The sequence below is a fragment of the Mannheimia granulomatis genome (genome assembly GCF_013377255.1).
Classification (GTDB): Bacteria; Pseudomonadota; Gammaproteobacteria; order Enterobacterales; family Pasteurellaceae; genus Mannheimia; species Mannheimia granulomatis.
Map to the genome: position 1 here is coordinate 409,259 of NZ_CP016614.1, position 24,454 is coordinate 433,712.

The following is a 24,454-nucleotide window of genomic DNA, read 5'->3' on the forward strand; positions in this document are numbered from 1 at the left end:
TAAAATAGACGGCAGTAATTAAAAAATCGGGAATCATTAATGTTAATTTTGAATAAACAACGCAAAGCCCAGCATCTGTTAGACAATTTGTCATACTTGCCTCAACAGGCTGAGCAAATTAGCTTTCTCTCTTCCAGCGAAGCGTTTAAACAGCAAATTTTACAGCGGATTCAAACTGCCGAAAAACGAATCTATTTAACCGCACTCTATTTTGAAAGAGATGAAGCAGGACAAGATGTATTAGCTGCTCTTTATGCGGCGAAGCAAAAAAATCCAAATTTAGAGATTAAAATATTAGTGGATTGGCACCGAGCACAACGTGGTCGTATTGGGGAAGAAAGTTCAAGCTCAAATGCAGACTGGTATGCGCAAATGAAGCAGCACTATGCCCTTCCTCCTGAACAAGAAATTGAGTTTTGGGGAGTGCCGATTAATGGCCGAGAAGTCTTCGGTGTCCTTCATCTAAAAGGTTTTGTCTTTGATAATGCCATACTTTATAGCGGAGCAAGCATCAATAATGTCTATTTACAGCAATTTGATCGTTATCGCTACGACCGTTACCACATCATTGAAAACCAAGAACTGGCAGATAGCTGGGTAGCATTTATTCGCCAACATATTTTAAGCCATGAAGCGGTTAGGCGTTTAGACGTTGAACTTCGTCCGAAAACGGTTGAAATTCGTTCACAAATTAAGGCTTTTCGTAAGCAATTAAGTGGTGAACGCTATGAATTTGATGGTATTCGTCACAATGGTGGCTTAAGTGTTTCACCGTTGGTCGGGCTTGGTCGCCGTCATAATCAGCTGAATAAAGTGATTGAGGCTCTTTTTTATCAAGCTGAAGAAAAGCTCACAATCTGTACACCTTATTTCAATTTCCCTCGTTCATTAAGAAGCCGAATTGAGTGGTTACTAACAAATGGGAAATCGGTTGAAATTATTGTGGGCGATAAAACCGCCAATGATTTCTACACCAAGCCGGAAGAAAAATTCACCATGGCATCGGCATTGCCTTATTTGTATGAAAAAAATCTGCGTGCTTTTGCAAAACGGTTGGATGCTTACATTCAAAACAAACAGCTGACCATTCGTTTATGGAAAGATGGCGAGAATAGTTATCACCTTAAAGGCGTTTGGGTAGATAACAGCTATATTTTGCTTACCGGTAATAATTTAAACCCTCGTGCGTGGCGGTTAGATGCTGAAAATGCGATTTTAATTTCTGACCCTAAAGCTGAACTTAGCGAAAAAGCCCAAGCAGAGTTGAGCCAAATTCGCCAGCATACCACTGTTTTGACCCATTATAGTGATTTAGAAGTTTTGGCGGATTATCCGGAAAATGTTCGCAAGTTACTGAAAAAATTTGGGCGAGTGAAACTAGATAAAATTGTGAAGATGTTATTGTAGTTTCACCACGTAGGGGCGGGTTTTAATCCGCCCTAGTATTTAACAGAAGAAAAGAAGATAGAATATGAGTGAACAAATCTACGGAATCCACGCCGTTAAAGCCTTTTTGGACAATGCCCCGGAGCGGTTAATTGAAGTATTGGTGCTAAAAGGGCGCGAAGATAAGCGATTATTACCACTGCTCAATGAATTACAGCGTTTAGGCGTATCGGTTCAGCAAGTAAACCGTCAGACCTTAGATAATAAATCGCAAGGTGAAGTCCATCAGGGTATTATTGCTCGTGTTGTGCCGCAAAAAGAGCTGAACGAGCACGATTTAGCGGCAATTTTAAGCCAAAAACAAAACCCATTATTACTGATTTTAGATGGCGTAACAGACCCTCATAATCTGGGAGCTTGTTTGCGTACCGCTGATGCAGCAGGGGTGGATGCCGTGATTGTGCCAAAAGATAAATCGGCACAATTAACTTCGATAGCTCGCAAAGTGGCTTGCGGGGCGGCGGAAGTAATGCCACTCATTCGGGTAACCAACCTTGCCCGTACCATGCGTGATTTACAAGAACGCCACAATGTTTGGATTGTCGGTACCGCTGGAGAAGCCACTTCAGGTATTTATGAGGCAAAATTAACCGGCTCAATTGCATTAGTGATGGGAGCGGAAGGCGACGGTATGCGACGTTTAACCCGTGAGCATTGTGACCAGCTTATCAGCATTCCAATGGCAGGATCTGTTTCCTCACTCAATGTGTCGGTGGCAACCGGTGTCTGTTTATTTGAAATTGTGCGTCAGAAATTGGCGGCTCAATAAGAACATAAAATGCGAGGATGAATATCTTCGCATTTTTTATGTGTTGCAAAAAATTATCGAAAAGTAACCGCTTGTTAGCCTAAATACGCTTCCAAATTAATCACCTTATCGCACGATTTCTCAATCAAATGTGGATCGTGGCTCACTAAAATCAAGCTACAATTTCTTGCTCGGCATTGGCTGATTAAAAGCTCGATGGTTTCCTTCTGAGTAATTGGATCTAGACGAGAGGTAACTTCATCAGCAAATAACAACACCGGTTCAAGGAGTAAGGCACGTAAAATTGCTACTCGTTGTAGCTCGCCACCGGATACATTTTCAGCCGTACGTTCTAAAATTTCAGGGTTGAGCGAGAGCTGTTCCAACAAACTTGGAATCGGTAAGCGGTCAAGTTTGTGTTTGTTAATTACATCATCTAATAAGGTCTGCAAGCTCACATCCGGTGCAAAGGCTTCCGGCGGATCTTGGTAAAGTTTCAACACCTGATGTTTTTTATGGCTTTGGCTATGCCAGACCACTTCACCTGCTTTCGGCTTGAGTAAGTCACACAGCACATCAGCAAGAGAACTTTTACCGATACCGCTATGACCGACAATTCCCAATATTTCACCTTTGTTCAGTTGAAATGAAAGTTGGCTAAACAGCGTTTTTTTGCCACGTGCTACAGTTAGATTTTTTACTGAAACAAGCGGTTGTTTTCCTTCCAAATTTTGCAAATTTTGTTGGGCTTGCCAATGTTTTGGATCAGCGGAAATTAAGGCTTTCGTATAGGGGTGCTGTGGATTGTTCAGCAAAGTTTGTGCCTCGCCTTGTTCCAATAGCTCACCTTTTTTCATCACTAAAATTTGTCCGCCTAGTTGTTCGGCAACTTCAATATCATGGGTAATGGTGAGCAATCCGCCGCTATTTTCGTAAGCTGATTTTAACAGCTCTATCACCTTTTCTTTACTAACAGGATCTAGCCCTTTAGTTGGCTCATCGGCAAGTAAAATTCGTCCACCTGCTGCGGTGGCAATCGCAAATGAGGCTCGTTGTGCCATGCCGCCTGAGAGTTGGTGCGGGTAGTTTTCAATCCATTCGCCTAAGCCAAGTTGAGTTAAATAGTCCGAGCTTTCAGTTTTTGCCTGAGATTTGTTTTTGCCGGCTACCAGATGAAAACTTTCCCATAGCTGTTTGCCGATAGACATAATCGGGTTAAGCGAACGGCGAGGCTCTTGAGGCAGCATGACTAAGGTTTTGCCCCATTGTTTTTCAATTTCTGTTTGGTTATTAAAATCAATGTTGCAATTTTCTATCGAAATTTGACCGCTTGCAGTCAACCCGGACGGTAATGCTCCCATAATTGCTTGAATCAGCAGACTTTTGCCTGAGCCGGTTTCACCTAAAATCGTGATGTTTTTGCCTTTCTCAAGGGAAAGGGAAATCGGTTGCACCAACGTGAGCCCATTTTGAGTCTGCACGCCGACATTTTTAATTTCCAACAGCATTATTTCACTCTCCCTGATAATAATTGTAAGCTTAGTACCATGAGGAATACGGTTAATACAGGTTGTAAGAAAATCATAGGTGCTTCGTAATAATAAGGGAACAATTCAGTCATCATTAGCCCCAGTTCTGCCGTTGGCGGACGTAGCCCTACGTTTACAAAGCCAAGGGTAGCGAGAGCTAAAATCGCATTACCTAGTGAGAATGCCGATAAAGTTGCAATCATCGGTAATAAACGTGGCAATAAATGACGCTTGAAGCTGTAGATCCAACCCATTCCCATTAAGCGGGAAGATTGAATTTCCGAGCTGCTTGCCATGGTTGAGCTGATGGAGCGAATCACACGGTAAAATTCTACCCACATCACTAGCGAAATACCTAAATAGAGTGTCCAAAATGATCCCGATGAAAGTGCGGCAAAGAGTAAAATCAGCAGTAAGCCGGGTAGAGCCATCACTAAATCGCAGATAAAGCTTAAGATACGGTCAAACCAGCCACCAAAAAAGCCTGCCATAATGCCGGTAATTAAGCCTGCAATTAAGGCACAAGCAACACTGAAGAGCGATAAGCCGAAAGATAAACGAATGGCTGAGGCAAGGCGTGCTAACATATCCCGCCCAAGGTGATCGGTACCGAACCAAGCGAATTCGTTTGGATTGGAAAGGGTGTTGGTTAAATCCTGAAAGCCCATATCCATTGGGTAGAAATAGGGTTGTAAAAAGGCAAAGCCGAGAATAATTACCAGCAGACTTCCGCCTAGAAATTGGTATGTTGAAATTTTCATTATCGTTATTTTCCTCTTAGCCTATTGCTTAATACGTGGGTCAATCCAAGCACTAAGCATATCTGCAATCATATTAAGCACGACAAATAAGCCCCCCATAACTAAAGTTGTGCCTTGAATCATTGGCACATCACGGGCAATAATGGCGTGAACGAGAGCATGTCCGCTACCCGGCCAGGCGAATAAACTTTCCACTACCACAACGCCTTCAATTAAATAAACTAACTGTACAGCGTGATAGGCAATTACCGGCACGGCAATATTGGGCAAGCCGTGGCGGATAAAGACTTGGTGACGACTTAGGCCTTTTAATTGGGCGAATTGGTAAAATTCCGCCTCTTTAATTTGCACCATTGCCGAGCGTGTGACTCTCACTGAAACCGCACTGAGTCCAATCGCAAGGGTGAGTGCCGGCAAGACAAAATGTTGCCAGCTGCCATAGCCTCCAGCCGGTAACCATTTGAGTTGGGCGGCAAATAGGGTAATTAAGCCGATGGCGATAATAAACACCGGTACGGAACGAAATAGGGTGCTAAGCACTAATGTCAAGCGGTCAAAAAAACCGTTTGGTTTGCGAGCAGCTAATAAGCCAAGCGGTGGGCCGATTAAGAGTGCAAGAATGAGAGAGACAATTGCAAGGCTTAACGTATGCCCGAATTGGTGCTGAATTTCCGCCCAAACAGAATCGCCAGTCACTAAAGATTTACCTAAATTAAATTGCGCTAAATCTAATAACCAATCAAAATAACTTTGCCACCAAGGTTGGTCAAGGGCGAGCTCGGCACGCACGGCTTCTGCAGCAGCACTATCGGCTTGGTCATAGCCATAGCGACTGGCAGCAATACGGTATGCCATATCGCCCGAAAGCTGTCTGGTTAAAATAAAGGTGAGTGTTCCCACCGACCAAATTACCAGTAGTATTTGAGTTAGACGGCGGAGGAAAATGTTAAGCATTCAGATATCCTTAAAATAGAATAAGGCACGCGTGAGATAAGCGTGCCATCACTTTGAATTAGACGAAGTCTCATTTCGATAATTTTTCTAAATAGAAACGGCGTTCAAACGGGTCAAGGGTTAAGCCGTTAATACCTTTATGTGCTACTACAGTTTGTTGATCGTAGACGATCGGAATAATCGGCAATTCATCATAGATGATTTGGCTGACCTGCTGTTTCAGCTGTTTGTTTTTCTGTGGATCGCGTTCTACTTCAATTTGTTTGAGTGCGTTTTCTAAGGTTTCATTACGCCAGTTCATCACACCCCAATCGCTGCCGCCATTGGCATAATCTTGCACAATTAAGGCAAATGGGTCGAGGGTTTTGGCGTAGTTGAATGAGTAAAGCGCCATTTCTAATGTACCGTCTTGGTGGCCGGACGGAATCTCACTGAAGTTACCTACAGATACATTTACATCAATACCGATTTTCTTCCATTCGGCTTGCAAAATAGTTGCGGTAATTGGCAATTCCGGACGATCTGAGTAAGTTCTTAGTGTGAAGCTAAACGGCTTACCATCTTTAGTGAGCTTACCTTCAGCATTATATTGATAGCCGGAAGCGGTCAAATTTTCCTTAATTTTTTCAATCACTTCTTCATGGCTGAGTGTTGTCTCTTTGGTTTCTACACGCCAGTCAGCAAAAGATTTCGGTAGAATTTGATCTGCCATGCCATCTTGGATTTTTAAGATCTGCTCAGCGATCGCTTTGCGGTTAATGGCTTGTGATAATGCTTGGCGAATCGTTAAATCATTAAAGAACGGTTTGGCTAAGTCCATTTTCAGCTGCATCGTACGAGCAATTGAGGTGTTGATTAGCTGTAAATTCGGATCGGTTTTTAAGCGAGCCACGCTGGCTTTATCTAAGTTAAATACTAAAGAAGTTGCATCGCTTTGTGCCATCAGCGTGCGGGTTTCACTACGGCTGCTGGCAAGATAATTTGCTTGTTGAAGCTGCGGCTTACTGCCCCAATAGCCCTCAAAACGGACGGTTTCCAATTTTTGTGGTGCTTCAATTTTAGTTGCTTTAAATGCACCTGTGCCGATAACCTCGGTAACATTACCTTGTGCGTCAAAACTTTCTTCTGCCAAAATAAGCGTGGTGTAGTGCGTTAAGAAAGAAGGAAATGGCACAAAGGGTTGGGTTAATTCAAATTGTACTTTGTTGGCATCCAAAGCCTTAATATCTTTGATAAACGCTTTTTGTAATACACCCGGTTTGGAATGTGCAATTTTTAAGGATTTTTCTACCGCTTGTGCGTTTAGTGGTTTGCCGTTGTGGAACTTGGCATCACGCAGGGTGAATGTCCAAACAGTGGCATCAGCATTACTTTCCCATTGGGTGGCTAAACCTGCCACCAATTGTCCCTCTGAATTGGCTTCCACTAAGGTTTCAGCAAGGTTCATTCGTTGGAAAATTACGCCCGATTGGTTTAGATCTAAGCTGTTTAATTCCCAAGGTGCAACTACTGTTACAAGCGGTAATATTTCTGCATTTTTTTGCAATTGTTCATTTGGCGTTGCCGTTTTTTGGACATTTGCTTGGGTATTGTTTTTGTCATCGCAAGCAGCAAGACAGAATGTTGCTACTGTTAACGGAATTAACCACTTTTTCATTTCTTTTTTTTCTCCATAAAAAAATCGGGGTTTTGATTGGCGAAACTTTAGCATATTTCCATAAAAAAAATAGAGTTTTTTAAGTTGAGCATTTTAATTGGTTATTTTTACACCAAAATGGTTAGCAACTTTCCGCTCTTCATTTTGCAAAATAGGCAAAGAATTTACCCGCTTGTTGCCGATTACCATGCTTGAACTGCCTCCACCATCAAGGTTGATCGCTTGTGTTAGCTCAAGTTTGCCGGCAAGTTCAGCTAATTCATCTAAAGTTATACCTCCAAAGGTAAGCTGTCGCCCTTCTACTACAACCAGATAGAGCCAATTTTTTTGCTCGTTCAATCCAAGCAAAGTACGAGGGTGTTTGTCGTGAAAAATACTCTGCACGCAGCCGACCTTATCATTTTCCGCACACTCAAATTTCCCGCTTTTGGCGTTATACCAATGCCAACCGCTAATCGCTATTTGCCATTTCGGGTTCATAGGAGTAATTTTATTTTTTGCCTCAATAATACATTTATTGGTTTTATCACAAGCAAAAATGACTCGATTACGCACATCACCATATTTTGACCAACGCTTGCCTTGGCTCACTACCAAACCAATTGGCGTGTAATCTTTCCAATAAAAATTGGCATTGATTGCCACATCGGTTTGATATTTTTCGGCAAAGGAAGACACCGTTGATCCGCTATCGCTTTTTTCCGAGCCAATCATTTGCAAGTTAGGGCAATTCAGATCAACACGGGTAATGTGAAAAGGGGATTGATTAGAATACTCAATGCACTGATTTTCAGCGTGGGTGAGGCTAGGTAGTAAAAGCAGTAATAGGGCAAAAAGTGATTTCATAGATAAGTTACTACAATGAGAGCTTTTTAAGCCGCATTCATGATAAAAGGTTTATGGTATTGCAAAATCATATTATCCGCGGTTAAAAAGAAGAATTTTTCAATTTCAGCTTGGGCGATAAGCATTCTGTCAAAAGGATCACGGTGAATGAGCGGTAATTCTGATTGCTTTAATATATGTGGTAAAGCAATAGGCAAGGTGCGAAAACCAGCGTTCACTAAACCTTGCTCAAATGCAGATATATCTACTTCAAAGTCAGGTTTCCCAAGGGTGGATTTAATAGAAATTTCCCATAAGCTTGCTAAACTAAAATAGAGTTCATTATTGGGTTCTTCCAATAATTCGAGTATTTGCGGTGAGAATTTTTCTTTTTTATCCCATGCCATCCAAAGTAGGATGTGGGTATCTAATAAAATCTTCACTTGTTTTCTCCGCTAAACATTGCCTCAATTTCATCTTCATGCAAGCGGTCAAAATTATCAGGAATTTTGCAACTGCTTTGTTTCATAAAGCCAAAACGCTTTTGGGCAACGCCGTCATCTAACGGCACAATTTTGACCTGTGCTTTGCCGGCTTTAGCAATGATCATAGGTTTACCAAATTTTTTCACGTCTTCGACAATGCGAGAGAGGTGAGTTTTTGCCTCGTGAATATTCACGGTTTCAATAGGTGCGTACATATTCTTTCCTCTTGGTTTGATAACTTAGTTTAGTTTGCTTTTTTGGTTTAGTCAAATTTTAAGCAAAAATAAAGCTCGGCTTTTAAAACTGTAGTGCCGAGCTTTCTTATCAATGTTCCCTTGTTTTAAAGAACGTCACATCAGGATAACGCTCTTGAGCTAAGTTCAAATTCACCATAGTTGGAGCGATATAGGTTAGGTTATCCCCTCCGTCTAAGGCTAAGTTTGCTTCATTTTTACGTTTAAATTCTTCAAATTTTTTCGCATCATTGCATTCAACCCAGCGGGCTGTTGCCACGTTTACCGCTTCGTAAATTGCTTCTACGTTGTATTCCGATTTTAAACGGGAAACCACCACATCAAACTGTAACACACCCACTGCACCAACAATTAAATCATTGTTGATTAACGGGCGGAAAACTTGTACCGCACCTTCTTCTGAAAGTTGTACCAAGCCTTTGAGTAGTTGCTTTTGTTTTAGCGGATCTTTTAAGCGAATACGGCGGAACAGCTCCGGTGCAAAGTTTGGAATACCGGTAAACTTCAGATTTTCTCCTTGGGTGAAGGTATCGCCAATTTGAATCGTACCATGGTTATGTAAGCCGATAATATCGCCAGCATAAGCCTCTTCTGCGTGTGAGCGGTCACCTGCCATAAAGGTTAAAGCATCAGAAATCACCACATCTTTACCGATACGGACGTGTTTAAGTTTCATCCCTTTTTCATATTTGCCGGAAACAACACGCATAAAGGCGACTCGGTCGCGGTGTTTTGGATCCATATTCGCTTGGATTTTAAATACGAAACCGCTGAATTTTTCTTCACTTGCCTCAACTTTACGGCTATCCGATTCACGGGCTTGCGGTGCCGGTGCCCATTCGGTTAAACCATCTAAGAAGTGGTTGACCCCGAAGTTTCCTAATGCCGTTCCGAAGAAGACAGGCGTGAGCTCGCCGTTGATAAAAGCTTCGTGTTCAAATTCGTGTGAAGCACCTTGTACTAATTCCAATTCATCACGTAATTGTTGAGCTAAATCGTCACCTACGCTTTGGTCTAGCTCAGGGTTATCTAAGCCTTTGATAACTCGCACTTCTTGAATCGTATGCCCTTGCCCGGTTTGGTAAAGGTAAGTTTCATCTTTATAAATGTGATAAACCCCTTTAAACAATTTACCGCAGCCGATTGGCCAAGTGATTGGCGCACATTTGATTTTTAGCACGCTTTCCACTTCGTCCAACAATTCCATTGGGTCACGAATATCTCGGTCGAGTTTGTTCATAAAGGTGAGGATTGGCGTGTCACGCAAACGGGTAACTTCCATTAATTTGATGGTACGTTCCTCAACCCCTTTTGCTGAGTCAATCACCATTAAACAGCTATCTACCGCGGTAAGCGTGCGGTAAGTATCTTCCGAGAAGTCTTCGTGCCCCGGGGTGTCGAGCAAGTTCACCAAGCAATCATTGTAAGGGAATTGCATAACAGATGTGGTAATGGAAATTCCACGTTGTTTCTCCATCTCCATCCAGTCTGATTTGGCGTGTTGAGCCGAGCCTTTGCCCTTTACCGAACCTGCGGTTTGAATTGCATTTCCGTATAAAAGCACTTTTTCGGTGATAGTAGTTTTACCCGCATCGGGGTGGGAAATAATCGCAAAGGTGCGACGTTTATTGACTTCTTGTGGATATGACATATTTTCTCAATAAATGTAAATAAAAAAGGGCGGAAATACCGCCAAGAAATTTGTTGCTATTTTCGCTGATTTGAGGCGAGAGGGCAAGCGGTTAAATTTTCAGAGAATTTTGCAATATAACGCAGCCTTGCAAAAAAGTCGGCAAAAACGACCGCTTGCTTTTTGAACTTTGGCATAATACAAGGTAGAATAGCGAACTTTTACTCTCGGATTAAATAGATAATGAAAAAACTACTTCCTTTAATAATTGCAGCGATGGTGCTAATAAGTGCCTGCTCTTCCCAGCCTGCAAAGAAACAAAGCCCTCGTATTAAAGCCTCGGCAGCGTATATCCCGACTGAAAATTCAGCCTATGTGGTGTTTGATTTAAACCAGAAAAAATTTTTAGAGGGTAAGAATTTTAATTTAGTTCGCCCGATTGCTTCTGTCACTAAATTAATGACCGCTGTGGTTTTCTTGGAAGAGAACCGCTACGGTAACAGTTGTCAAACGCAAATTTTGCCGTCGGATGCGGATTTCTTAAAAGGCACAACCAGCCCTTTGCCGAAAAATATTAATATTGCCTGTAGCGAATTACTTAAAGCGATGTTAGTACGCTCCGATAATTATGCTGCTCACGCATTGGCACACGCCACACACTTGAATAAAGCTCAATTTTTGGCACGAATGAATAGTAAGGCACGCGAAATCGGTATGACTCAAACCTATTTTAGCGACTCCTCCGGGCTTTCTTCAGATAATGTTTCAACAGTAATTGATTTGGCAAAACTTGCCGGCTATGCCGCAGGTAAAAAGGAAATTCAGCAACTTTCTAATTCGCCTTTAGTTAGCGTTTATGCCGGTGGGCAATATATTCCGATGAAAAATACGAATAGTATGGTGCGTTCACAATCTTATCAGGCTTTAGTCAGTAAAACAGGATACACTCGTGAGGCTGGTTATAATTTAGCCTTTATTGCTAAAAGTGATTGTAAAGGTAAACGAATTGGCGTGGTAAGCCTTAATAATAGTAATGCTACAGCTCGTGCTTATTTTACTGAATCGATGTTAGCTAAATATCAATGTATAGCAAATCCGTTTAGACAGTATGGTTAATACAAAAATGTAGTTTCTCTTCACCTTGAGGGGCTAAGCATTGAGAAAAGCGTATTTTTTCTCTACAATATTGCCCTTTGACTTCAAGATATTGAGACAAGATTGTGACACAAATTAAATTGATTGTCGGGCTTGCCAACCCCGGAGCAAAATATGAGGAAACCCGCCATAATGCAGGGGAATGGCTGATAAATGAAATTGCCCGTATGTATAATGTAAGCTTGAAAGACGAGGCGAAATATTTCGGTAAAGTGGCAAAAATCAATACCGCTCAAGGCGAGGTACGTTTGTTAGTGCCTACTACCTTTATGAATCTTAGCGGTAAAGCGGTTGGGGCATTGGCGAATTTTTTTCGCATCAAGCCGGAAGAAATTTTAGTTGCTCACGATGAGTTGGATTTACCGCCCGGTTCGGTCAAGCTGAAACAAGGTGGCGGACACGGTGGTCACAACGGCTTAAAAGATATTATTGCTGCTCTTGGCAATAATAAAGAGTTTTACCGTGTCAGAATTGGTATTGGACATCCCGGTCATAAAGATCTGGTCGCAAATTATGTGCTGGGCAAGCCGGCTCCGCAGGAAAAAGAGCTGATTAATGCTGCGATTGATGAAGGTAGCCGTTGTATTGACATTTTATTAAAAGAAGGCGTAACTAAAGCGATGAACCGCTTAAATGGGTTTAAAGCCTAGTAAAAATCGTAGGGTGGGAGAATTATTTTCCTCTACAAGCGGTTAAATTTATACAAAATTTTGCAAAATAATTTTAATTTAAAGGAACAGAAAAAATGGGATTTAAATGTGGAATCGTGGGTTTACCGAATGTTGGTAAATCGACCCTTTTCAACGCATTAACAAAAGCAGGTATTGAGGCAGCGAACTATCCGTTCTGTACTATTGAGCCAAACACCGGTGTGGTGCCAATGCCTGATCCGCGTTTAGATGCGTTGGCGGAAATTGTCAAACCTGAGCGCGTACTTCCAACAACCATGGAATTTGTGGATATTGCAGGTCTGGTTGCCGGTGCGAGTAAAGGTGAAGGCTTAGGCAATAAATTTTTAGCGAATATTCGTGAAACCGATGCGATTGGGCATGTGGTGCGTTGTTTTGAAAATGATGATATTGTTCACGTAGCAGGTAAAATTGATCCGGCTGATGATATTGAGATTATCAACACGGAATTAGCCCTTGCGGATTTAGATAGCTGTGAGCGTGCGATTCAGCGTTTACAAAAACGTGCCAAAGGTGGTGATAAAGACGCTAAATTTGAATTGTCCATTATGGAAAAAATTCTGCCTGTGCTTGAAAATGCAGGCATGATTCGCTCGGTTGATTTAGATAAAGATGAACTCTATGCGATTAAAGGCTATAACTTCCTTACCTTAAAACCAACAATGTACATTGCAAACGTGAACGAAGACGGTTTTGAGAACAACCCATACCTTGACCGCGTACGTGAAATCGCGGAAAAAGAAGGGGCGGTTGTAGTGCCTGTATGTGCTGCGATTGAATCGGAAATTGCTGAGCTTGAGGACGAAGAAAAAGCCGAATTCTTACAAGACTTAGGCATTGAAGAGCCGGGCTTGAACCGCGTGATTCGTGCCGGTTATGCACTGTTAAATTTACAAACTTATTTTACTGCAGGCGTGAAAGAAGTGCGTGCTTGGACAGTGTCAGTTGGAGCAACTGCACCAAAAGCGGCGGCAGTTATCCATACCGATTTTGAAAAAGGCTTTATCCGTGCTGAAGTGATTGCTTACCAAGATTTTATCGATAACAAAGGTGAAGCAGGAGCCAAAGAAGCCGGTAAATGGCGTTTGGAAGGGAAGGATTATATCGTTCAAGACGGCGATGTGATGCATTTCCGTTTCAATGTGTAAAATTTCTTAGAAAAAAGACCGCTTGTTATCTGCTCGGAAAATAGGGGAAATTTAATAGGCATTTTGGATCTGACTTTAAAAGTTAGACTTTTTATGCAAGGGCTGGGTTCTGTTTCTGACAGGGCTCAGTCCTTTAATTTTTTTGGCACTATGCGGTTTTGTATATGAGTGAATAACGGAACGATTACCGATAGGCTCCACAATTGATTAGTCATAAGTTTTTTGCTAAACGGCTTTAGTAGAGCCTAAAATGTTAAAAATTATATTGATTCTGTTACTTTTTTATCCGTTTGTGCAGAAAAAATTTGAAACAGATCACAAATTTATAATAATTTGATTACATGGCTTCACAAAGCGAGTAGAATGCGAGCCACTCTGACCGGTGGGTCATTTTTATTTTTTAAAAGAGGTGCTTTATGGCTCTATTTCTGAGTATTTTTCCGATTGTTTTACTGATTTATTTAATGGTAAAACGTAACGCTCTACCGTCTTATGTGGCGTTACCATTAACGGCGGCTTTAATTTTTGTTTTACAACTTACCTATTTTGGTAGTGATTTCACTCTTGTCGCGGCAAATATTATTGCAGGTCTGGGTGATGTTTTAACACCAATTACTGTTATTTTTGGTGCAATTTTATTTAACCGTTTTTCGGAAGTTTCCGGTGCAACTAATACCATGCGTAAATGGTTAGGTAATATTAACCCGAACCCTGTTGCACAATTGATGATTATTGGGTGGGCATTTGCTTTTATGATTGAAGGTGCTTCAGGTTTTGGTACTCCGGCTGCAATCGCTGCTCCAATTCTAGTAGGTTTAGGTTTCCACCCATTAAAAGTAGCAATGTTAGCTTTAGTAATGAACTCTGTGCCGGTTTCATTTGGCGCGGTAGGTACACCGACTTGGTTTGGTATGGGTCCTCTTTTAAAAGATGGTTTAATTACAGATGCACAGGTGCTTGAAATTGGGTCAATGACAGCCTTTATCCATTCTATTGCTGCGTTCGTTATTCCATTAATGGCATTGCGTTTAGTGGTAAGCTGGAAAGAAATTCGTCAAAATATTATTTTTATTTACATTAGTGTTTTAGCTTGTGTTGTGCCTTATTTCATTATTGCGCAATTTAACTATGAGTTCCCATCATTAGTGGCCGGTGCTATTGGTTTATTGGTGTCGGTATTTGTAGCGAACTTGGGTATCGGTTTAGCTAAAACAGAAAATAATCTAGGCAATGATAAAGTAACCTTTGGTGAAGTGGCAAAAGCTTTATTGCCAACAGGATTATTGATCGCTATTTTAATTGTTACTCGCGTTCAGCAACTTCCATTAAAAGCGATGATGAACGATGCAACTACTTGGATTGCAAGTACAGTTGGTTTTGCAAACTTTGAAATTAGCCAAGGTTTAATTTTTGCCTTAAAAAATATTTTAGGCACAAATGTGGCAACCAGTTATAAATTACTTTATGTGCCGGCACTAATTCCGTTTGTTATTACGGTATTAATTTGTATTCCAATTTTTGCAGTTTCCGGTAAAAATACTGCGAATATTTTCTCTACCAGTTTTGCTCAAGTAAAAAAACCATTCTTAGCATTATTAGGTGCGTTAATTATGGTGAAATTAATGTTAATTGGCGGTAAAGAGTCAATGGTACAAATTATCGGTCAAAACTTTGCGGCAGCAACCGGCGAATATTGGACAATATTTGCTTCATATTTGGGGGCAATTGGTGCATTTTTCTCCGGTTCTAATACCGTATCAAACTTAACATTCGGTACTGTACAGTTTGCGACGGCTCAGGCAACAGGTTTATCTGTTACTCTAATTCTTGCATTACAGTCTGTGGGCGGAGCAATGGGTAACATGGTTTGTATCAATAATATTGTAGCGGTATGTTCGGTACTAGGTATTGATAAACAAGAAGGTAACATTATTAAGAAAACAGTAGTGCCAATGTTTGTTTACGGCGTGCTTGCTGCTATCGTTGCACTCTTTGTTGTACCTTTATTCTATACAATCTAATCTTTAAAAATAGAGTAAGGAAGGAAGTAGATAGTCTATCTGCTTCCTTTTGCCGTTTTAGGGTGGCGCTTTTTGAGTTTAATTCTTATTTATATTTATTAATGTGGGAGTTCTTATGAACGTCAATTTTTATGTTACTTGCATTGCAGATGTGATGAAAGCAGGTGTTGCAAAAAATACGGTGCTTTTATTAGAAAAGCTAGGTTGTAAAGTGACTTTCTTAGAAAAACAAGGTTGTTGTGGACAACCGGCAATTAATAGCGGTTATACGAAACAAGCTTTATCGGGCATGAAAACGTTAGTTGAAACCTTTGAAGCTAATGATTACCCGATTGTGGCACCTGCGGGGTCTTGTGTGTATGCGATTAAAACTTATCCGGAACATTTTGAGCGTTTTGGTGAGACGCAGTGGGCTGAGCGTGCGAAAAAAGTGGCAGATCGTTTTCATGATTTAACCGACTTTATCGTCAATAAGCTAGGTGTAAAAGATGTGGGCGCATATTTACCGGGTAAAGCAGTTTATCACCCTTCATGTAGTCTTTTCCGCAAATTAGGTATTAAAGATGAGCCTATTACACTTTTACAAAACGTGAAGGGCTTAGAGCTATTACCAATTAAAAACCAAGAAACTTGTTGTGGTTTTGGCGGTACGTTTTCGGTGAAAATGGCGGAAATTTCCGGTGAGATGGTAAAAGAAAAAGTGGCAAATATTGATAGTGATGAGCCAGATTATTTAATTGGTGCAGATGTAAGCTGCTTAATGAACATCGGTGGACGTTTAAGCCGTGAGGGCAAACCAATCAAAGTGATGCACATTGCTGAAGTGTTAATGCAAGGGGAGAAATAATATGTCTTATTTACAAACAAATACCCTACCGTTTAAACAGCGTATTGAGCAGCAAGTTAATAATGAAATTGTCCGTAAGGCATTGGTAAAAGCCCAAGAAACTATTGGGGCAAACCGTCAGCGTATGGTAGATGAACTGGGTAACTGGGAAGAGTGGCGAGACGCGGCAAAACAGATTCGTAACCATGTTTTAGCGAATTTAGATGCTTATCTTTACCAACTAAGTGAAAAAGTTGCTCAAAACGGCGGTAAAGTTTTCTTTGCAGAAACGGCAGAAGAAGCAACTGATTACATTAAAAAAGTGGCTAAAGAAAAAAATGCGAAGAAAATTGTAAAATCTAAATCAATGGTTACTGAAGAAATCGGGATGAACCATGTTTTAGAAGCGGAAGGCATTAAGGTGGTAGAAACCGACTTAGGAGAATATTTATTACAAATTGTGGGCGATAAACCCTCTCACATTGTTGTGCCGGCAATCCATAAAGATCGCCACAGAATCCGTCAAGAAATGCACGATGTGTTAGGCTATCAAGGCAGTGAGGCTCCAGAAGAAATGACCGCCTTTGTTCGCCAAAAAATTCGTGAGGATTTTTTAGAAGCCGATATTGGTATTTCAGGTTGTAACTTTGCTGTACCGGAAACCGGCTCTGTTTGCTTGGTGACCAACGAAGGTAACTTACGTATGGCAACCACCGTGCCGAAAACACACATTGCGGTAATGGGAATGGAGCGTATCGCCCCAACTTTCCAAGAAGTGGATGTATTGATTACCATGCTTGCTCGTAGTGCGGTAGGGGCAAAACTGACCGCTTACAACACTTGGTTAACCGGTCCTCGCTTAGAAGGCGAAACGGATGGTCCTGAAGAATTCCATTTAGTAATTGTGGATAACGGCCGCTCTAAAATCTTAGAAAGCGAATTTAAAGAGGTTTTACGTTGTATCCGTTGTGGTGCTTGCTTAAACACTTGCCCGGCTTATCGCCAAATTGGTGGACACGGCTACGGCTCAATCTACCCAGGTCCGATTGGTTCGGTTATTTCGCCGTTATTGGGTGGTTACGAAGAGTTTAAAGAACTGCCTTATGCCTGCTCACTCTGCACGGCGTGTAACAGCGTGTGTCCGGTGAAAATTCCGTTGGCTCAATTGATTTTAAAACACCGTGAACATATTGCTCAACAAGGGCTAACTCCGATTTCTGAGCGTTTATCCATCTTTGGCTTTAACTTCGCAAACTCACATCCGACAGTGTGGAAAGTAGGGGTGAAAGTAGGTGCGAAAGTGGCAGGTAAGTTGATTAAAAACGGTAAAGCACCTATTGAGTTTGGTGCATTAGGTGAGTGGACAAAAGCTCGTGACTTACCAACTGCCGAAGGCGAAAGCTTCCGTGAATGGTTTAACAACAGAGGATAACAGTATGGATTTACAAAACCGAGAAAAATTTCTAACTAAATTGGCAGAACGTATGGGCAGACCATTGCAAACTGTGCCTGAGCCAATGCCGGAATTGGTAAATGACCACGCAGTTACCCGTTTAACAGATCTCAGCCAAGAGCAGCTTTGCAAAGAGTTTGTTGATTTTGCTCGTGTGATGATGGCTGATGTGGTGGAAGTTAAAGAGGCTGACTTACCAGCTGCAATTATCGAGATTTGTGAGAAATATGGCGGCGGCAATATTATTGTGAATAATGACGAACGCTTAAAAGCACTTGGCATTACAGGTGCCGTTCAAGCAAAATATGAAAACTGCCATCAATGGGATTTCAACTTAGGTGAAGAAAACCTTGAGAAAGCCAAACAAGCGAATATCGGCATTGTGTATGGCGAATATGGCTTAACGGAATCCGGTGGGATTGTGCTGTTTTCCAGCAAAGACTACGGTCGTTCAGTTAGTTTGTTGCCTGAAAAATCAGTGGTGGTATTGCGTAAAAGCACGGTATTACCGCGTGTGGCACAATTAGCTAAAATTTTGCACGACAAAGCCCAGCAGGGTGAAGGAATGCCCTCTTGTGTGAATATTATTTCAGGTCCTTCAGCTACCGCAGATATTGAGTTAATCAAAGTAGTGGGTGTTCACGGACCGGTAAATAAAATTTACCTCGTGATTGATGATTTGTAATTTGCAAAAAATAGAGTAAAAATGATCGCTTGTAAAACTAACAAGCGGTCATTTTTTATTAAAATTTTGCAACTATGCTGCTAATGCTTTGCGTTGGGCTTCAACCAGCTGGGCAATACCTTGTTTCGCGAGATCTAATAAGGTGAGAAGCTCTTCGTGGGAGAATGGTTCACCCTCAGCCGTGCCTTGCACTTCGACCAATCTGCCGTCTTCGACCATTACCACGTTCATATCCGTTTCAGCGTTGGAATCTTCCACATATTCTAAATCACATACCGCTTGCCCATCTACAATACCGACTGAAATGGCGGCGACTAAGCCTTTCATTGGGTTGGTTTTAAGTGTGCCATCAGCCACTAATTTATTCATTGCGTCGTGTAGAGCGACACAGGCTCCGGTAATGGAAGCTGTACGGGTGCCACCGTCTGCTTGGATAACATCACAATCGACGGTAATAGTGCGTTCGCCTAAGGCTTTGAGATCAACTACTGCACGTAAAGAACGGGCAATCAGGCGTTGAATTTCCATCGTACGACCGCCTTGTTTGCCTTTTGCCGCCTCACGTTGGGTACGGGAGTGGGTGGCACGTGGCAGCATACCATATTCTGCGGTTACCCAGCCTTGTTGCTGGCCTTTGAGAAAACGTGGTACGGTTTCTTCCACCGTGGCATTACATAAGACTTTAGTATCGCCAAATTCAATTAACACTGAACCTTCAGCATAACGGGTGTAGTTACGGGTAATTTTAACTTGTCTGACTTGATTAATTTCTCGATTATTTGGACGCATTTTCTTTTCCTTTTCTTTAAAATTTTTACCATTTTAGCAAAGAAAACAGTAGAATGTGGTTTTTCTTTAGCAAGATTCATAGGGGCGGAATATTTTCCACCCAATAATATAAAAATACAAGGAATAACAATGATTTATAGTATGACAGCTTTTTCCCATTTGGAATTGAAAAAAGAATGGGGAAATGCGGTATGGGAAATTCGCTCGGTAAACCAACGTTTTTTAGAAACCTATTTCCGCCTGCCGGAACAGTTTCGTAATTTGGAAATGACTTTGCGTGAACGTCTGCGTGCAACGCTAACCCGTGGCAAAGTAGAATGTAGTTTACGCATTGATTTAAGCAAAACTCAAAACAGCGAAATTGTGTTAAATAAAGGCTATGCTGAGCAGGTAATTCAATCACTAAAATGGATTAAAGAAACCGCTAACGAAGGTGAAATCAACCTAGTGGATGTGCTACGTTTTCCGGGAGTAGTGGATAATGAGAGCCAAGATTTAGACCAAATCGCTCAAGATTTATTAGCCGGCTTTGAGCAAATTTTAGCGGATTTTATTGCGATGCGTGCCAGAGAAGGCGAGAACGTGCAAAACCTGATTCAGCAACGTTTAGATGCTATTTCGGTGGAGGCAGCGAAAGTCCAATCGTTAATGCCTGAAATTCTGCAATGGCAGAAAGAACGCTTACAACAACGTTTTGATGAACTGAATTTACAACTCGACCCGCAACGTTTAGAGCAAGAAATGGTGTTATTAGCCCAACGTGTTGATGTGGCGGAAGAACTAGACCGCTTGCAACTGCACGTGAAAGAAACTGGCAATATATTGAAAAAAGGTGGAGCAGTTGGGCGGAAATTAGATTTTATGATGCAAGAGCTGAACCGTGAATCTAACACGCTTGCCTCGAAATCCATTAATGCGGAAGTGACCAATTCTGCGGTGGAGCTTAAAGTGTTAATTGAGCAAATGCGTGAGCAAATTCAGAATTTAGAGTAGGAATAAACTATGAAATGTGAATGCAACCAAATTATTGAGTCTTATCCAAAGCTCTGCGTGCTGCTTGCTCAGTATCGCTTAATTGAAATGGCGGGGGCTGATGCTGAGAAATACCTACAAGGGCAATTGACCTGCGATGTAACCAAACTGGCGGTGGGCGATCACACCTTAACCAGCCATTGCGATCCGAAAGGTAAAATGAGTTCACTTTTCCGCTTATACCGTGCGGAACAAGAAAAATTTATTGCGGTGATTCACCAAAGCCTTTTGCCGGAAGCCTTAACGCAACTTAAAAAATATGCGGTGTTTTCAAAAATCACTTTTAGTGAATTAGATACCCCAATTTATGGCGTAGCTGCTGAGCAAGTTGCAAAATTAAGTGAAATTTTAACCGCTTTAACCATAAGTGAAGGACAAAAAAGAGCCTTCGTTTGGGGTGAAACTCTCGAAACTAATGCTGATGAAAGCCTTTGGACGTTAATGGACATTCAAGACGGCATTCCTGTGTTAGTGAAGGAAAATCAATTTGAATTGATTCCACAAGCGGCGAATTTACAACAGATTGAAGCCGCGATTTCATTCACCAAAGGCTGCTATATCGGGCAAGAAACGGTGGCTCGTGCAAAATACCGTGGGGCAAATAAGCGAGCGTTGTTTACCCTTGCGGGGCAATATGAAGGCGAAATTTCACTCCCTGAGCCAGCCTCTGCGGTAGAAATGCAACTAGGCGAAAATTGGCGGGCAACAGGCACAATTTTAGCTTGTGCGACTCATAAAAATACCCTTTGGGTGCAAGTTGTGTTAAATAAAGAGGTAGAAACGGAAACCCAATTCCGAGTCAATGGGGTAAATTTGAAAATTGTCGAACTGCCTTATAGCTTGGAAGAAGAGTAGAAAAACAAACGGTCATATTTTGAAATATGACCGTTTTTTATATTTTGTCTGGATGTTGAATCAGCACAAAACGTTCCCAAAGTTGTTCTTCAGTTTCCTCATTATCGGGATCTTTTACAATACAATTAGTGATAGGACAAACCTTCTGACAAGTTGGTTTTTCATAATGTCCTACACACTCTGTGCACAAAACAGGATCGATAATATAAATATCATTCCCTACCGAAATCGCCTCATTTGGGCACTCCGGCAAACACATATCACAGTTTGTACACTTGTGAGTAATTAATAACGCCATATTTCGCTTGAATAAAGATGAAAAAATTAAACAAGCGGTAGGATTTACTCGCTTCGCTCGCACTTCGTGCCATCGGCAAAAGCCGATGTTCAAACGCAAGCGTTTGTGCAAAAAAATTTACAAAATCGACCGCTTGTCACTTAATGCTGCTTATTATAAAACAAAAAAATTTGAACTACTTCACATTTTTGATATTTGGTGGTTTATTGTTGAGGAAAAATTTCTTATGCTTTTATCGAAACGTTTCGATTATTAATTTAACCAGATAATGGAGCGTAAAAGGAGAAATTAGATGAAAAAGACGGTAAATCTTAATGCACAACTTTCACATTGTATTGCAACACTCGGACATACAGATAGTCTGGTAGTTTGTGATGCAGGTTTGCCGATTCCACAATCGGTAGAGCGGATCGACCTTGCATTAACTGAAGGAGTACCAAGTTTTTTGCAGACTTTTGATGTGGTTGTAAGTGAAATGTTTATTGAAAAAGTGCTATTGGCAGAAGAAATTAAACAGAAAAATCCGGATATTTTATCTACTCTTTTGGAGCGTTTACAAAAATTGGAACAAGCACAGAAAAATCAGATTCAAATTGATTATGTAAACCACGAAATATTTAAAGAGTATACACAAGGTAGCAAAGCAATTGTGCGTAGCGGTGAATGTTCTCCTTATGCGAACATCATTTTATATTCGGGTGTACCGTTTTAAGGTGGAATGATGGAAACCTTGTTGAATATGAATGGGATAGATAAATCTTTCCCGGGGGTGAAGGCTTTGAATAATGCCTGTCTTTCTGTCTATGCAGGCAGAGTAATGGCATTAATGGGCGAAAATGGGGCCGGTAAATCGACCTTAATGAAAGTCTTAACCGGCATTTATAGCAAAGATGCCGGCTCAATTTGCTATTTAGGGAAAGATATTACTTTTAAAGGCCCTAAACATTCTCAAGAAGCCGGCATTAGTATTATTCACCAAGAACTCAACTTAGTCGGCAATTTAACTATTGCAGAAAATATTTTCTTAGGGCGTGAATTTAGAACGGCTTGGGGAGCAGTGGATTGGAAAAAAATGTATGCAGAGGCTGATAAATTATTGGCTCGTTTAGGGGTAAAACATAGTAGCCACCAACTTTGTTCGGAGCTTTCTATTGGCGAGCAACAGATGGTTGAAATTGCCAAAGCCCTGAGTTTTGAATCTAAAGTCATCATTATGGATGAGCCGACAGACGCTCTAACCGATACTGAAACAGAAGCGTTATTTAAGGTGATTCGTGAACTAAAAACAGAAAACCGTGGCATTGTGTATATTTCTCACCGCTTAAAAGAGATTTTTGAGATTTGCGATGATGTGACCGTGCTGAGAGACGGGCAATTTATTGGTGAGAAAGTGGTGGCGGATATTGATGAAGATCAGCTGATTGAAATGATGGTTGGCCGCCGTTTGGAAGAGCAGTATCCCCATTTAGAGCAAGAGCGTGGTGAGCTACTGCTAGAAGTGAAAAATTTAAGTGGCAGTGGCGTGAATAATGTCTCTTTCCAACTGCATAAAGGTGAAATTGTTGGTATCTCCGGCTTAATGGGGGCAGGGCGGACTGAATTAATGAAAGTGCTTTATGGGGCATTGCCAAAAACGGTGGGAACCATTGAGTTAAAAGGTAAAGTGATTTCAAATAGTTGCCCGCAAGACGGTTTAAATAACGGCATTGTTTATGTATCAGAAGATCGTAAAGGCGATGGGCTGATTTTAGGGATGTCTGTTAAAGAGAATATGTCTTTAACTTCATTAGATCATTTCTCGAAAGCTGGTTCGATTCGCCATGATGCAGAAAGATTAGCGGTAGATGATTTTATTACGATGTTTAATATCAAAACCCCAAGCCGTGAACAGCCAATTGGCTTGCTTTCCGGTGGCAATCAACAAAAAGTTGCGATTGCAAAAGGGTTAATGACACGTCCGAATATCTTGATTTTAGACGAGCCGACTCGTGGTGTAGATGTAGGGGCGAAAAAAGAGATTTATCAATTAATCAATGAATTTAAAAAAGACGGATTGAGTATTTTAATGGTGTCATCAGATATGCCAGAAGTGTTGGGAATGAGTGATCGCATTCTGGTGATGCACGAGGGCAAAATTAGTGCAGAATTTTCTCGAGCTGAGGCAACACAAGAAAAATTACTCTCCGCAGCTATTGGCAAAACTGCGATTTAAAATTAAGGTGTTTTTATGACTACGCAAAAAAAAGAATTTCGATTGGGTAAATTTTTAATTGAGCAACGTTCCTTTGTGGCGTTATTTGTGCTGATTTTGATTGTATCAACGATTAATCCTGATTTTTTCAGTGTGGATAATATTTCAAATATTCTACGCCAAACCTCGGTAAACGCCATTATTGCGGTAGGAATGACTTTTGTGATTTTAATTGCGGGGATTGATTTATCTGTTGGTTCTGTACTGGCATTAACTGGTGCGGTTGCAGCCTCATTAGTGGGCTCTGAAATCCCTATTTTTCTGGTAATTCCGCTCGTATTATTACTAGGAACAGCTTTTGGCGGTATTAGTGGCGTCATTGTAGCAAAAGGTAAAGTGCAGGCTTTTATTGCAACCTTAGTGACGATGACTTTACTTCGTGGTATCACAATGGTTTATACAGACGGCAGACCAATCAGTACAGGTTTCTCTGATCAAGCGGATCTATTTGCTGCTATTGGTACAGGCTATTTATTTGGGATTCCTGTGCCAATTTGGATAATGGCGGTAGTTTTTGCTGTGGCTTGGTATATTTTAAAACATACCCCGATTGGCCGCTATATTTATGCGTTAGGTGGTAATGAGGCTGCAACTCAGCTTTCAGGCATTAATGTTAATAAGATTAAGATCTTTGTTTTTGCGATAAGTGGTTTTTTATCTGCTCTTGCTGGGCTTATTGTGACTTCTCGCCTTTCTTCGGCACAGCCAACCGCAGGGGTTTCTTATGAATTAGATGCGATTGCAGCCGTTGTGGTAGGTGGAACAAGCCTAATGGGCGGAAAAGGCCGTGTAATGGGAACATTAGTCGGTGCATTAATTATCGGGTTCTTAAATAACGCACTCAATTTATTGGATATTTCTTCATATTATCAGATGATCGCTAAAGCATTGGTTATTCTTGTTGCGGTATTAGCTGATAATTATCTAGGTACTAAAAAAGTATAATCATCTTTAAGGAGAGTT

At 41.2% G+C, this 24,454-nt stretch carries 24 protein-coding genes; 14 read left to right on the forward strand and 10 right to left on the reverse strand.

Going from position 1 to position 24,454, the window contains the following annotated elements:
- Positions 1-39: 39 nt before the first annotated feature.
- Positions 40-1,407, forward strand: a complete 1,368-nt coding sequence (gene pssA, locus A6B41_RS01880) for a CDP-diacylglycerol--serine O-phosphatidyltransferase (protein WP_027073808.1) — start codon at positions 40-42, stop codon at positions 1,405-1,407.
- A 64-nt stretch (positions 1,408-1,471) separates the two neighbouring features.
- Positions 1,472-2,215 (forward strand): 23S rRNA (guanosine(2251)-2'-O)-methyltransferase RlmB, encoded by a 744-nt coding sequence (gene rlmB / locus A6B41_RS01885; protein ID WP_027073807.1) that lies wholly within the window; start codon positions 1,472-1,474, stop codon positions 2,213-2,215.
- Between the two features lie 74 nt (positions 2,216-2,289).
- Here the strand turns inward: rlmB and A6B41_RS01890 are convergent, their stop codons facing one another.
- The 8 genes from A6B41_RS01890 to prfC all read right to left on the reverse strand — a co-directional run bounded on the left by A6B41_RS01890 (position 2,290) and on the right by prfC (position 10,310).
- Positions 2,290-3,705, reverse strand: a complete 1,416-nt coding sequence (locus A6B41_RS01890) for an ABC transporter ATP-binding protein (RefSeq protein WP_027073806.1) — start codon at positions 3,703-3,705, stop codon at positions 2,290-2,292.
- Positions 3,702-4,484 carry an ABC transporter permease gene (locus A6B41_RS01895; protein WP_176673418.1) on the reverse strand — a complete coding sequence of 261 codons (783 nt, stop codon included), beginning with the start codon at positions 4,482-4,484 and terminating at the stop codon, positions 3,702-3,704. The genes A6B41_RS01890 and A6B41_RS01895 overlap by 4 nt, the downstream gene beginning before the upstream one ends.
- A 21-nt stretch (positions 4,485-4,505) precedes the next feature.
- Positions 4,506-5,438 carry an ABC transporter permease gene (locus A6B41_RS01900; protein WP_027073804.1) on the reverse strand — a complete coding sequence of 311 codons (933 nt, stop codon included), beginning with the start codon at positions 5,436-5,438 and terminating at the stop codon, positions 4,506-4,508.
- 70 nt (positions 5,439-5,508) lie between these two features.
- Positions 5,509-7,095, reverse strand: a complete 1,587-nt coding sequence (locus A6B41_RS01905) for an ABC transporter substrate-binding protein (protein ID WP_027073803.1) — start codon at positions 7,093-7,095, stop codon at positions 5,509-5,511.
- 93 nt (positions 7,096-7,188) lie between these two features.
- Positions 7,189-7,941 (reverse strand): phosphodiester glycosidase family protein, encoded by a 753-nt coding sequence (locus A6B41_RS01910; protein ID WP_027073802.1) that lies wholly within the window; start codon positions 7,939-7,941, stop codon positions 7,189-7,191.
- A 26-nt stretch (positions 7,942-7,967) separates the two neighbouring features.
- On the reverse strand, positions 7,968-8,363 hold the full coding sequence (locus A6B41_RS01915; RefSeq protein ID WP_027073801.1) for a type II toxin-antitoxin system VapC family toxin: 396 nt from the start codon (positions 8,361-8,363) through the stop codon (positions 7,968-7,970).
- Complete coding sequence (locus A6B41_RS01920) at positions 8,360-8,620, reverse strand: type II toxin-antitoxin system Phd/YefM family antitoxin (RefSeq protein WP_084493737.1); 261 nt, start codon at positions 8,618-8,620, stop codon at positions 8,360-8,362. Before A6B41_RS01920 ends, A6B41_RS01915 begins: the two co-directional genes overlap by 4 nt.
- A 109-nt stretch (positions 8,621-8,729) precedes the next feature.
- Positions 8,730-10,310, reverse strand: coding sequence for a peptide chain release factor 3 (gene prfC, locus A6B41_RS01925; protein ID WP_027073799.1), 1,581 nt, complete (start codon positions 10,308-10,310; stop codon positions 8,730-8,732).
- 222 nt (positions 10,311-10,532) lie between these two features.
- Here prfC and A6B41_RS01930 point away from each other — a divergent pair, with 222 nt between their 5' ends.
- The 7 genes from A6B41_RS01930 to A6B41_RS01960 all read left to right on the forward strand — a co-directional run bounded on the left by A6B41_RS01930 (position 10,533) and on the right by A6B41_RS01960 (position 18,266).
- Complete coding sequence (locus tag A6B41_RS01930) at positions 10,533-11,405, forward strand: D-alanyl-D-alanine carboxypeptidase family protein (protein WP_237052485.1); 873 nt, start codon at positions 10,533-10,535, stop codon at positions 11,403-11,405.
- Positions 11,406-11,509: 104 nt separating this feature from the next.
- Positions 11,510-12,094, forward strand: coding sequence for an aminoacyl-tRNA hydrolase (gene pth, locus A6B41_RS01935; RefSeq protein ID WP_027073797.1), 585 nt, complete (start codon positions 11,510-11,512; stop codon positions 12,092-12,094).
- 95 nt (positions 12,095-12,189) lie between these two features.
- A complete protein-coding gene (gene ychF, locus A6B41_RS01940) occupies positions 12,190-13,281 on the forward strand; it encodes a redox-regulated ATPase YchF (protein WP_027073796.1) in 1,092 nt (363 codons plus the stop codon).
- Between the two features lie 416 nt (positions 13,282-13,697).
- Entirely contained in the window at positions 13,698-15,302 is a 1,605-nt protein-coding gene (locus A6B41_RS01945) for an L-lactate permease (protein WP_027073795.1), read from the forward strand.
- A 115-nt stretch (positions 15,303-15,417) separates the two neighbouring features.
- A complete protein-coding gene (locus A6B41_RS01950; protein WP_027073794.1) occupies positions 15,418-16,149 on the forward strand; it encodes a (Fe-S)-binding protein in 732 nt (243 codons plus the stop codon).
- 1 nt (position 16,150) lies between these two features.
- Positions 16,151-17,560: a LutB/LldF family L-lactate oxidation iron-sulfur protein gene (locus tag A6B41_RS01955; protein WP_027073793.1), complete on the forward strand. Its 1,410-nt coding sequence runs from the start codon at positions 16,151-16,153 to the stop codon at positions 17,558-17,560.
- Between the two features lie 4 nt (positions 17,561-17,564).
- Entirely contained in the window at positions 17,565-18,266 is a 702-nt protein-coding gene (locus A6B41_RS01960) for a LutC/YkgG family protein (RefSeq protein ID WP_027073792.1), read from the forward strand.
- Between the two features lie 72 nt (positions 18,267-18,338).
- Here the strand turns inward: A6B41_RS01960 and rph are convergent, their stop codons facing one another.
- Positions 18,339-19,055 (reverse strand): ribonuclease PH, encoded by a 717-nt coding sequence (gene rph / locus A6B41_RS01965; RefSeq protein WP_027073791.1) that lies wholly within the window; start codon positions 19,053-19,055, stop codon positions 18,339-18,341.
- A 129-nt stretch (positions 19,056-19,184) separates the two neighbouring features.
- Here rph and A6B41_RS01970 point away from each other — a divergent pair, with 129 nt between their 5' ends.
- A complete protein-coding gene (locus tag A6B41_RS01970) occupies positions 19,185-20,048 on the forward strand; it encodes a YicC/YloC family endoribonuclease (RefSeq protein ID WP_027073790.1) in 864 nt (287 codons plus the stop codon).
- A 9-nt stretch (positions 20,049-20,057) separates the two neighbouring features.
- Positions 20,058-20,942: a CAF17-like 4Fe-4S cluster assembly/insertion protein YgfZ gene (ygfZ, locus tag A6B41_RS01975; protein WP_027073789.1), complete on the forward strand. Its 885-nt coding sequence runs from the start codon at positions 20,058-20,060 to the stop codon at positions 20,940-20,942.
- A 37-nt stretch (positions 20,943-20,979) separates the two neighbouring features.
- Here the strand turns inward: ygfZ and A6B41_RS01980 are convergent, their stop codons facing one another.
- Positions 20,980-21,240 carry a YfhL family 4Fe-4S dicluster ferredoxin gene (locus A6B41_RS01980; protein ID WP_084493735.1) on the reverse strand — a complete coding sequence of 87 codons (261 nt, stop codon included), beginning with the start codon at positions 21,238-21,240 and terminating at the stop codon, positions 20,980-20,982.
- Positions 21,241-21,532: 292 nt separating this feature from the next.
- Between A6B41_RS01980 and rbsD the strand changes: the two genes are divergently transcribed.
- From rbsD to rbsC, 3 genes are read left to right on the forward strand one after another with little or no spacing between them, the layout of a single operon-like run.
- Entirely contained in the window at positions 21,533-21,952 is a 420-nt protein-coding gene (gene rbsD / locus A6B41_RS01985; RefSeq protein ID WP_027073788.1) for a D-ribose pyranase, read from the forward strand.
- 9 nt (positions 21,953-21,961) lie between these two features.
- Positions 21,962-23,452 (forward strand): ribose ABC transporter ATP-binding protein RbsA, encoded by a 1,491-nt coding sequence (rbsA, locus tag A6B41_RS01990; RefSeq protein WP_027073787.1) that lies wholly within the window; start codon positions 21,962-21,964, stop codon positions 23,450-23,452.
- A 15-nt stretch (positions 23,453-23,467) separates the two neighbouring features.
- Positions 23,468-24,436 (forward strand): ribose ABC transporter permease, encoded by a 969-nt coding sequence (rbsC, locus tag A6B41_RS01995; protein WP_027073786.1) that lies wholly within the window; start codon positions 23,468-23,470, stop codon positions 24,434-24,436.
- Positions 24,437-24,454: the final 18 nt, after the last annotated feature.

Bases quoted from the DNA above. Each gene is read 5' to 3' on its own strand.
- ychF (WP_027073796.1), top strand. From the start codon at position 12,190: ATGGGATTTAAATGTGGAATCGTGGGTTTACCGAATGTTGGTAAATCG.
- A6B41_RS01895 (WP_176673418.1), bottom strand. From the start codon at position 4,484: ATGAAAATTTCAACATACCAATTTCTAGGCGGAAGTCTGCTGGTAATT.
- A6B41_RS01905 (WP_027073803.1), bottom strand. From the start codon at position 7,095: ATGAAAAAGTGGTTAATTCCGTTAACAGTAGCAACATTCTGTCTTGCT.
- rbsC (WP_027073786.1), top strand. From the start codon at position 23,468: ATGACTACGCAAAAAAAAGAATTTCGATTGGGTAAATTTTTAATTGAG.
- A6B41_RS01960 (WP_027073792.1), top strand. From the start codon at position 17,565: ATGGATTTACAAAACCGAGAAAAATTTCTAACTAAATTGGCAGAACGT.
- A6B41_RS01955 (WP_027073793.1), top strand. From the start codon at position 16,151: ATGTCTTATTTACAAACAAATACCCTACCGTTTAAACAGCGTATTGAG.
- A6B41_RS01945 (WP_027073795.1), top strand. From the start codon at position 13,698: ATGGCTCTATTTCTGAGTATTTTTCCGATTGTTTTACTGATTTATTTA.
- rbsA (WP_027073787.1), top strand. From the start codon at position 21,962: ATGGAAACCTTGTTGAATATGAATGGGATAGATAAATCTTTCCCGGGG.
- rph (WP_027073791.1), bottom strand. From the start codon at position 19,055: ATGCGTCCAAATAATCGAGAAATTAATCAAGTCAGACAAGTTAAAATT.
- A6B41_RS01910 (WP_027073802.1), bottom strand. From the start codon at position 7,941: ATGAAATCACTTTTTGCCCTATTACTGCTTTTACTACCTAGCCTCACC.
- prfC (WP_027073799.1), bottom strand. From the start codon at position 10,310: ATGTCATATCCACAAGAAGTCAATAAACGTCGCACCTTTGCGATTATT.
- A6B41_RS01930 (WP_237052485.1), top strand. From the start codon at position 10,533: ATGAAAAAACTACTTCCTTTAATAATTGCAGCGATGGTGCTAATAAGT.
- rbsD (WP_027073788.1), top strand. From the start codon at position 21,533: ATGAAAAAGACGGTAAATCTTAATGCACAACTTTCACATTGTATTGCA.
- rlmB (WP_027073807.1), top strand. From the start codon at position 1,472: ATGAGTGAACAAATCTACGGAATCCACGCCGTTAAAGCCTTTTTGGAC.
- A6B41_RS01970 (WP_027073790.1), top strand. From the start codon at position 19,185: ATGATTTATAGTATGACAGCTTTTTCCCATTTGGAATTGAAAAAAGAA.
- A6B41_RS01900 (WP_027073804.1), bottom strand. From the start codon at position 5,438: ATGCTTAACATTTTCCTCCGCCGTCTAACTCAAATACTACTGGTAATT.
- ygfZ (WP_027073789.1), top strand. From the start codon at position 20,058: ATGAAATGTGAATGCAACCAAATTATTGAGTCTTATCCAAAGCTCTGC.
- A6B41_RS01980 (WP_084493735.1), bottom strand. From the start codon at position 21,240: ATGGCGTTATTAATTACTCACAAGTGTACAAACTGTGATATGTGTTTG.
- pssA (WP_027073808.1), top strand. From the start codon at position 40: ATGTTAATTTTGAATAAACAACGCAAAGCCCAGCATCTGTTAGACAAT.
- A6B41_RS01920 (WP_084493737.1), bottom strand. From the start codon at position 8,620: ATGTACGCACCTATTGAAACCGTGAATATTCACGAGGCAAAAACTCAC.
- A6B41_RS01950 (WP_027073794.1), top strand. From the start codon at position 15,418: ATGAACGTCAATTTTTATGTTACTTGCATTGCAGATGTGATGAAAGCA.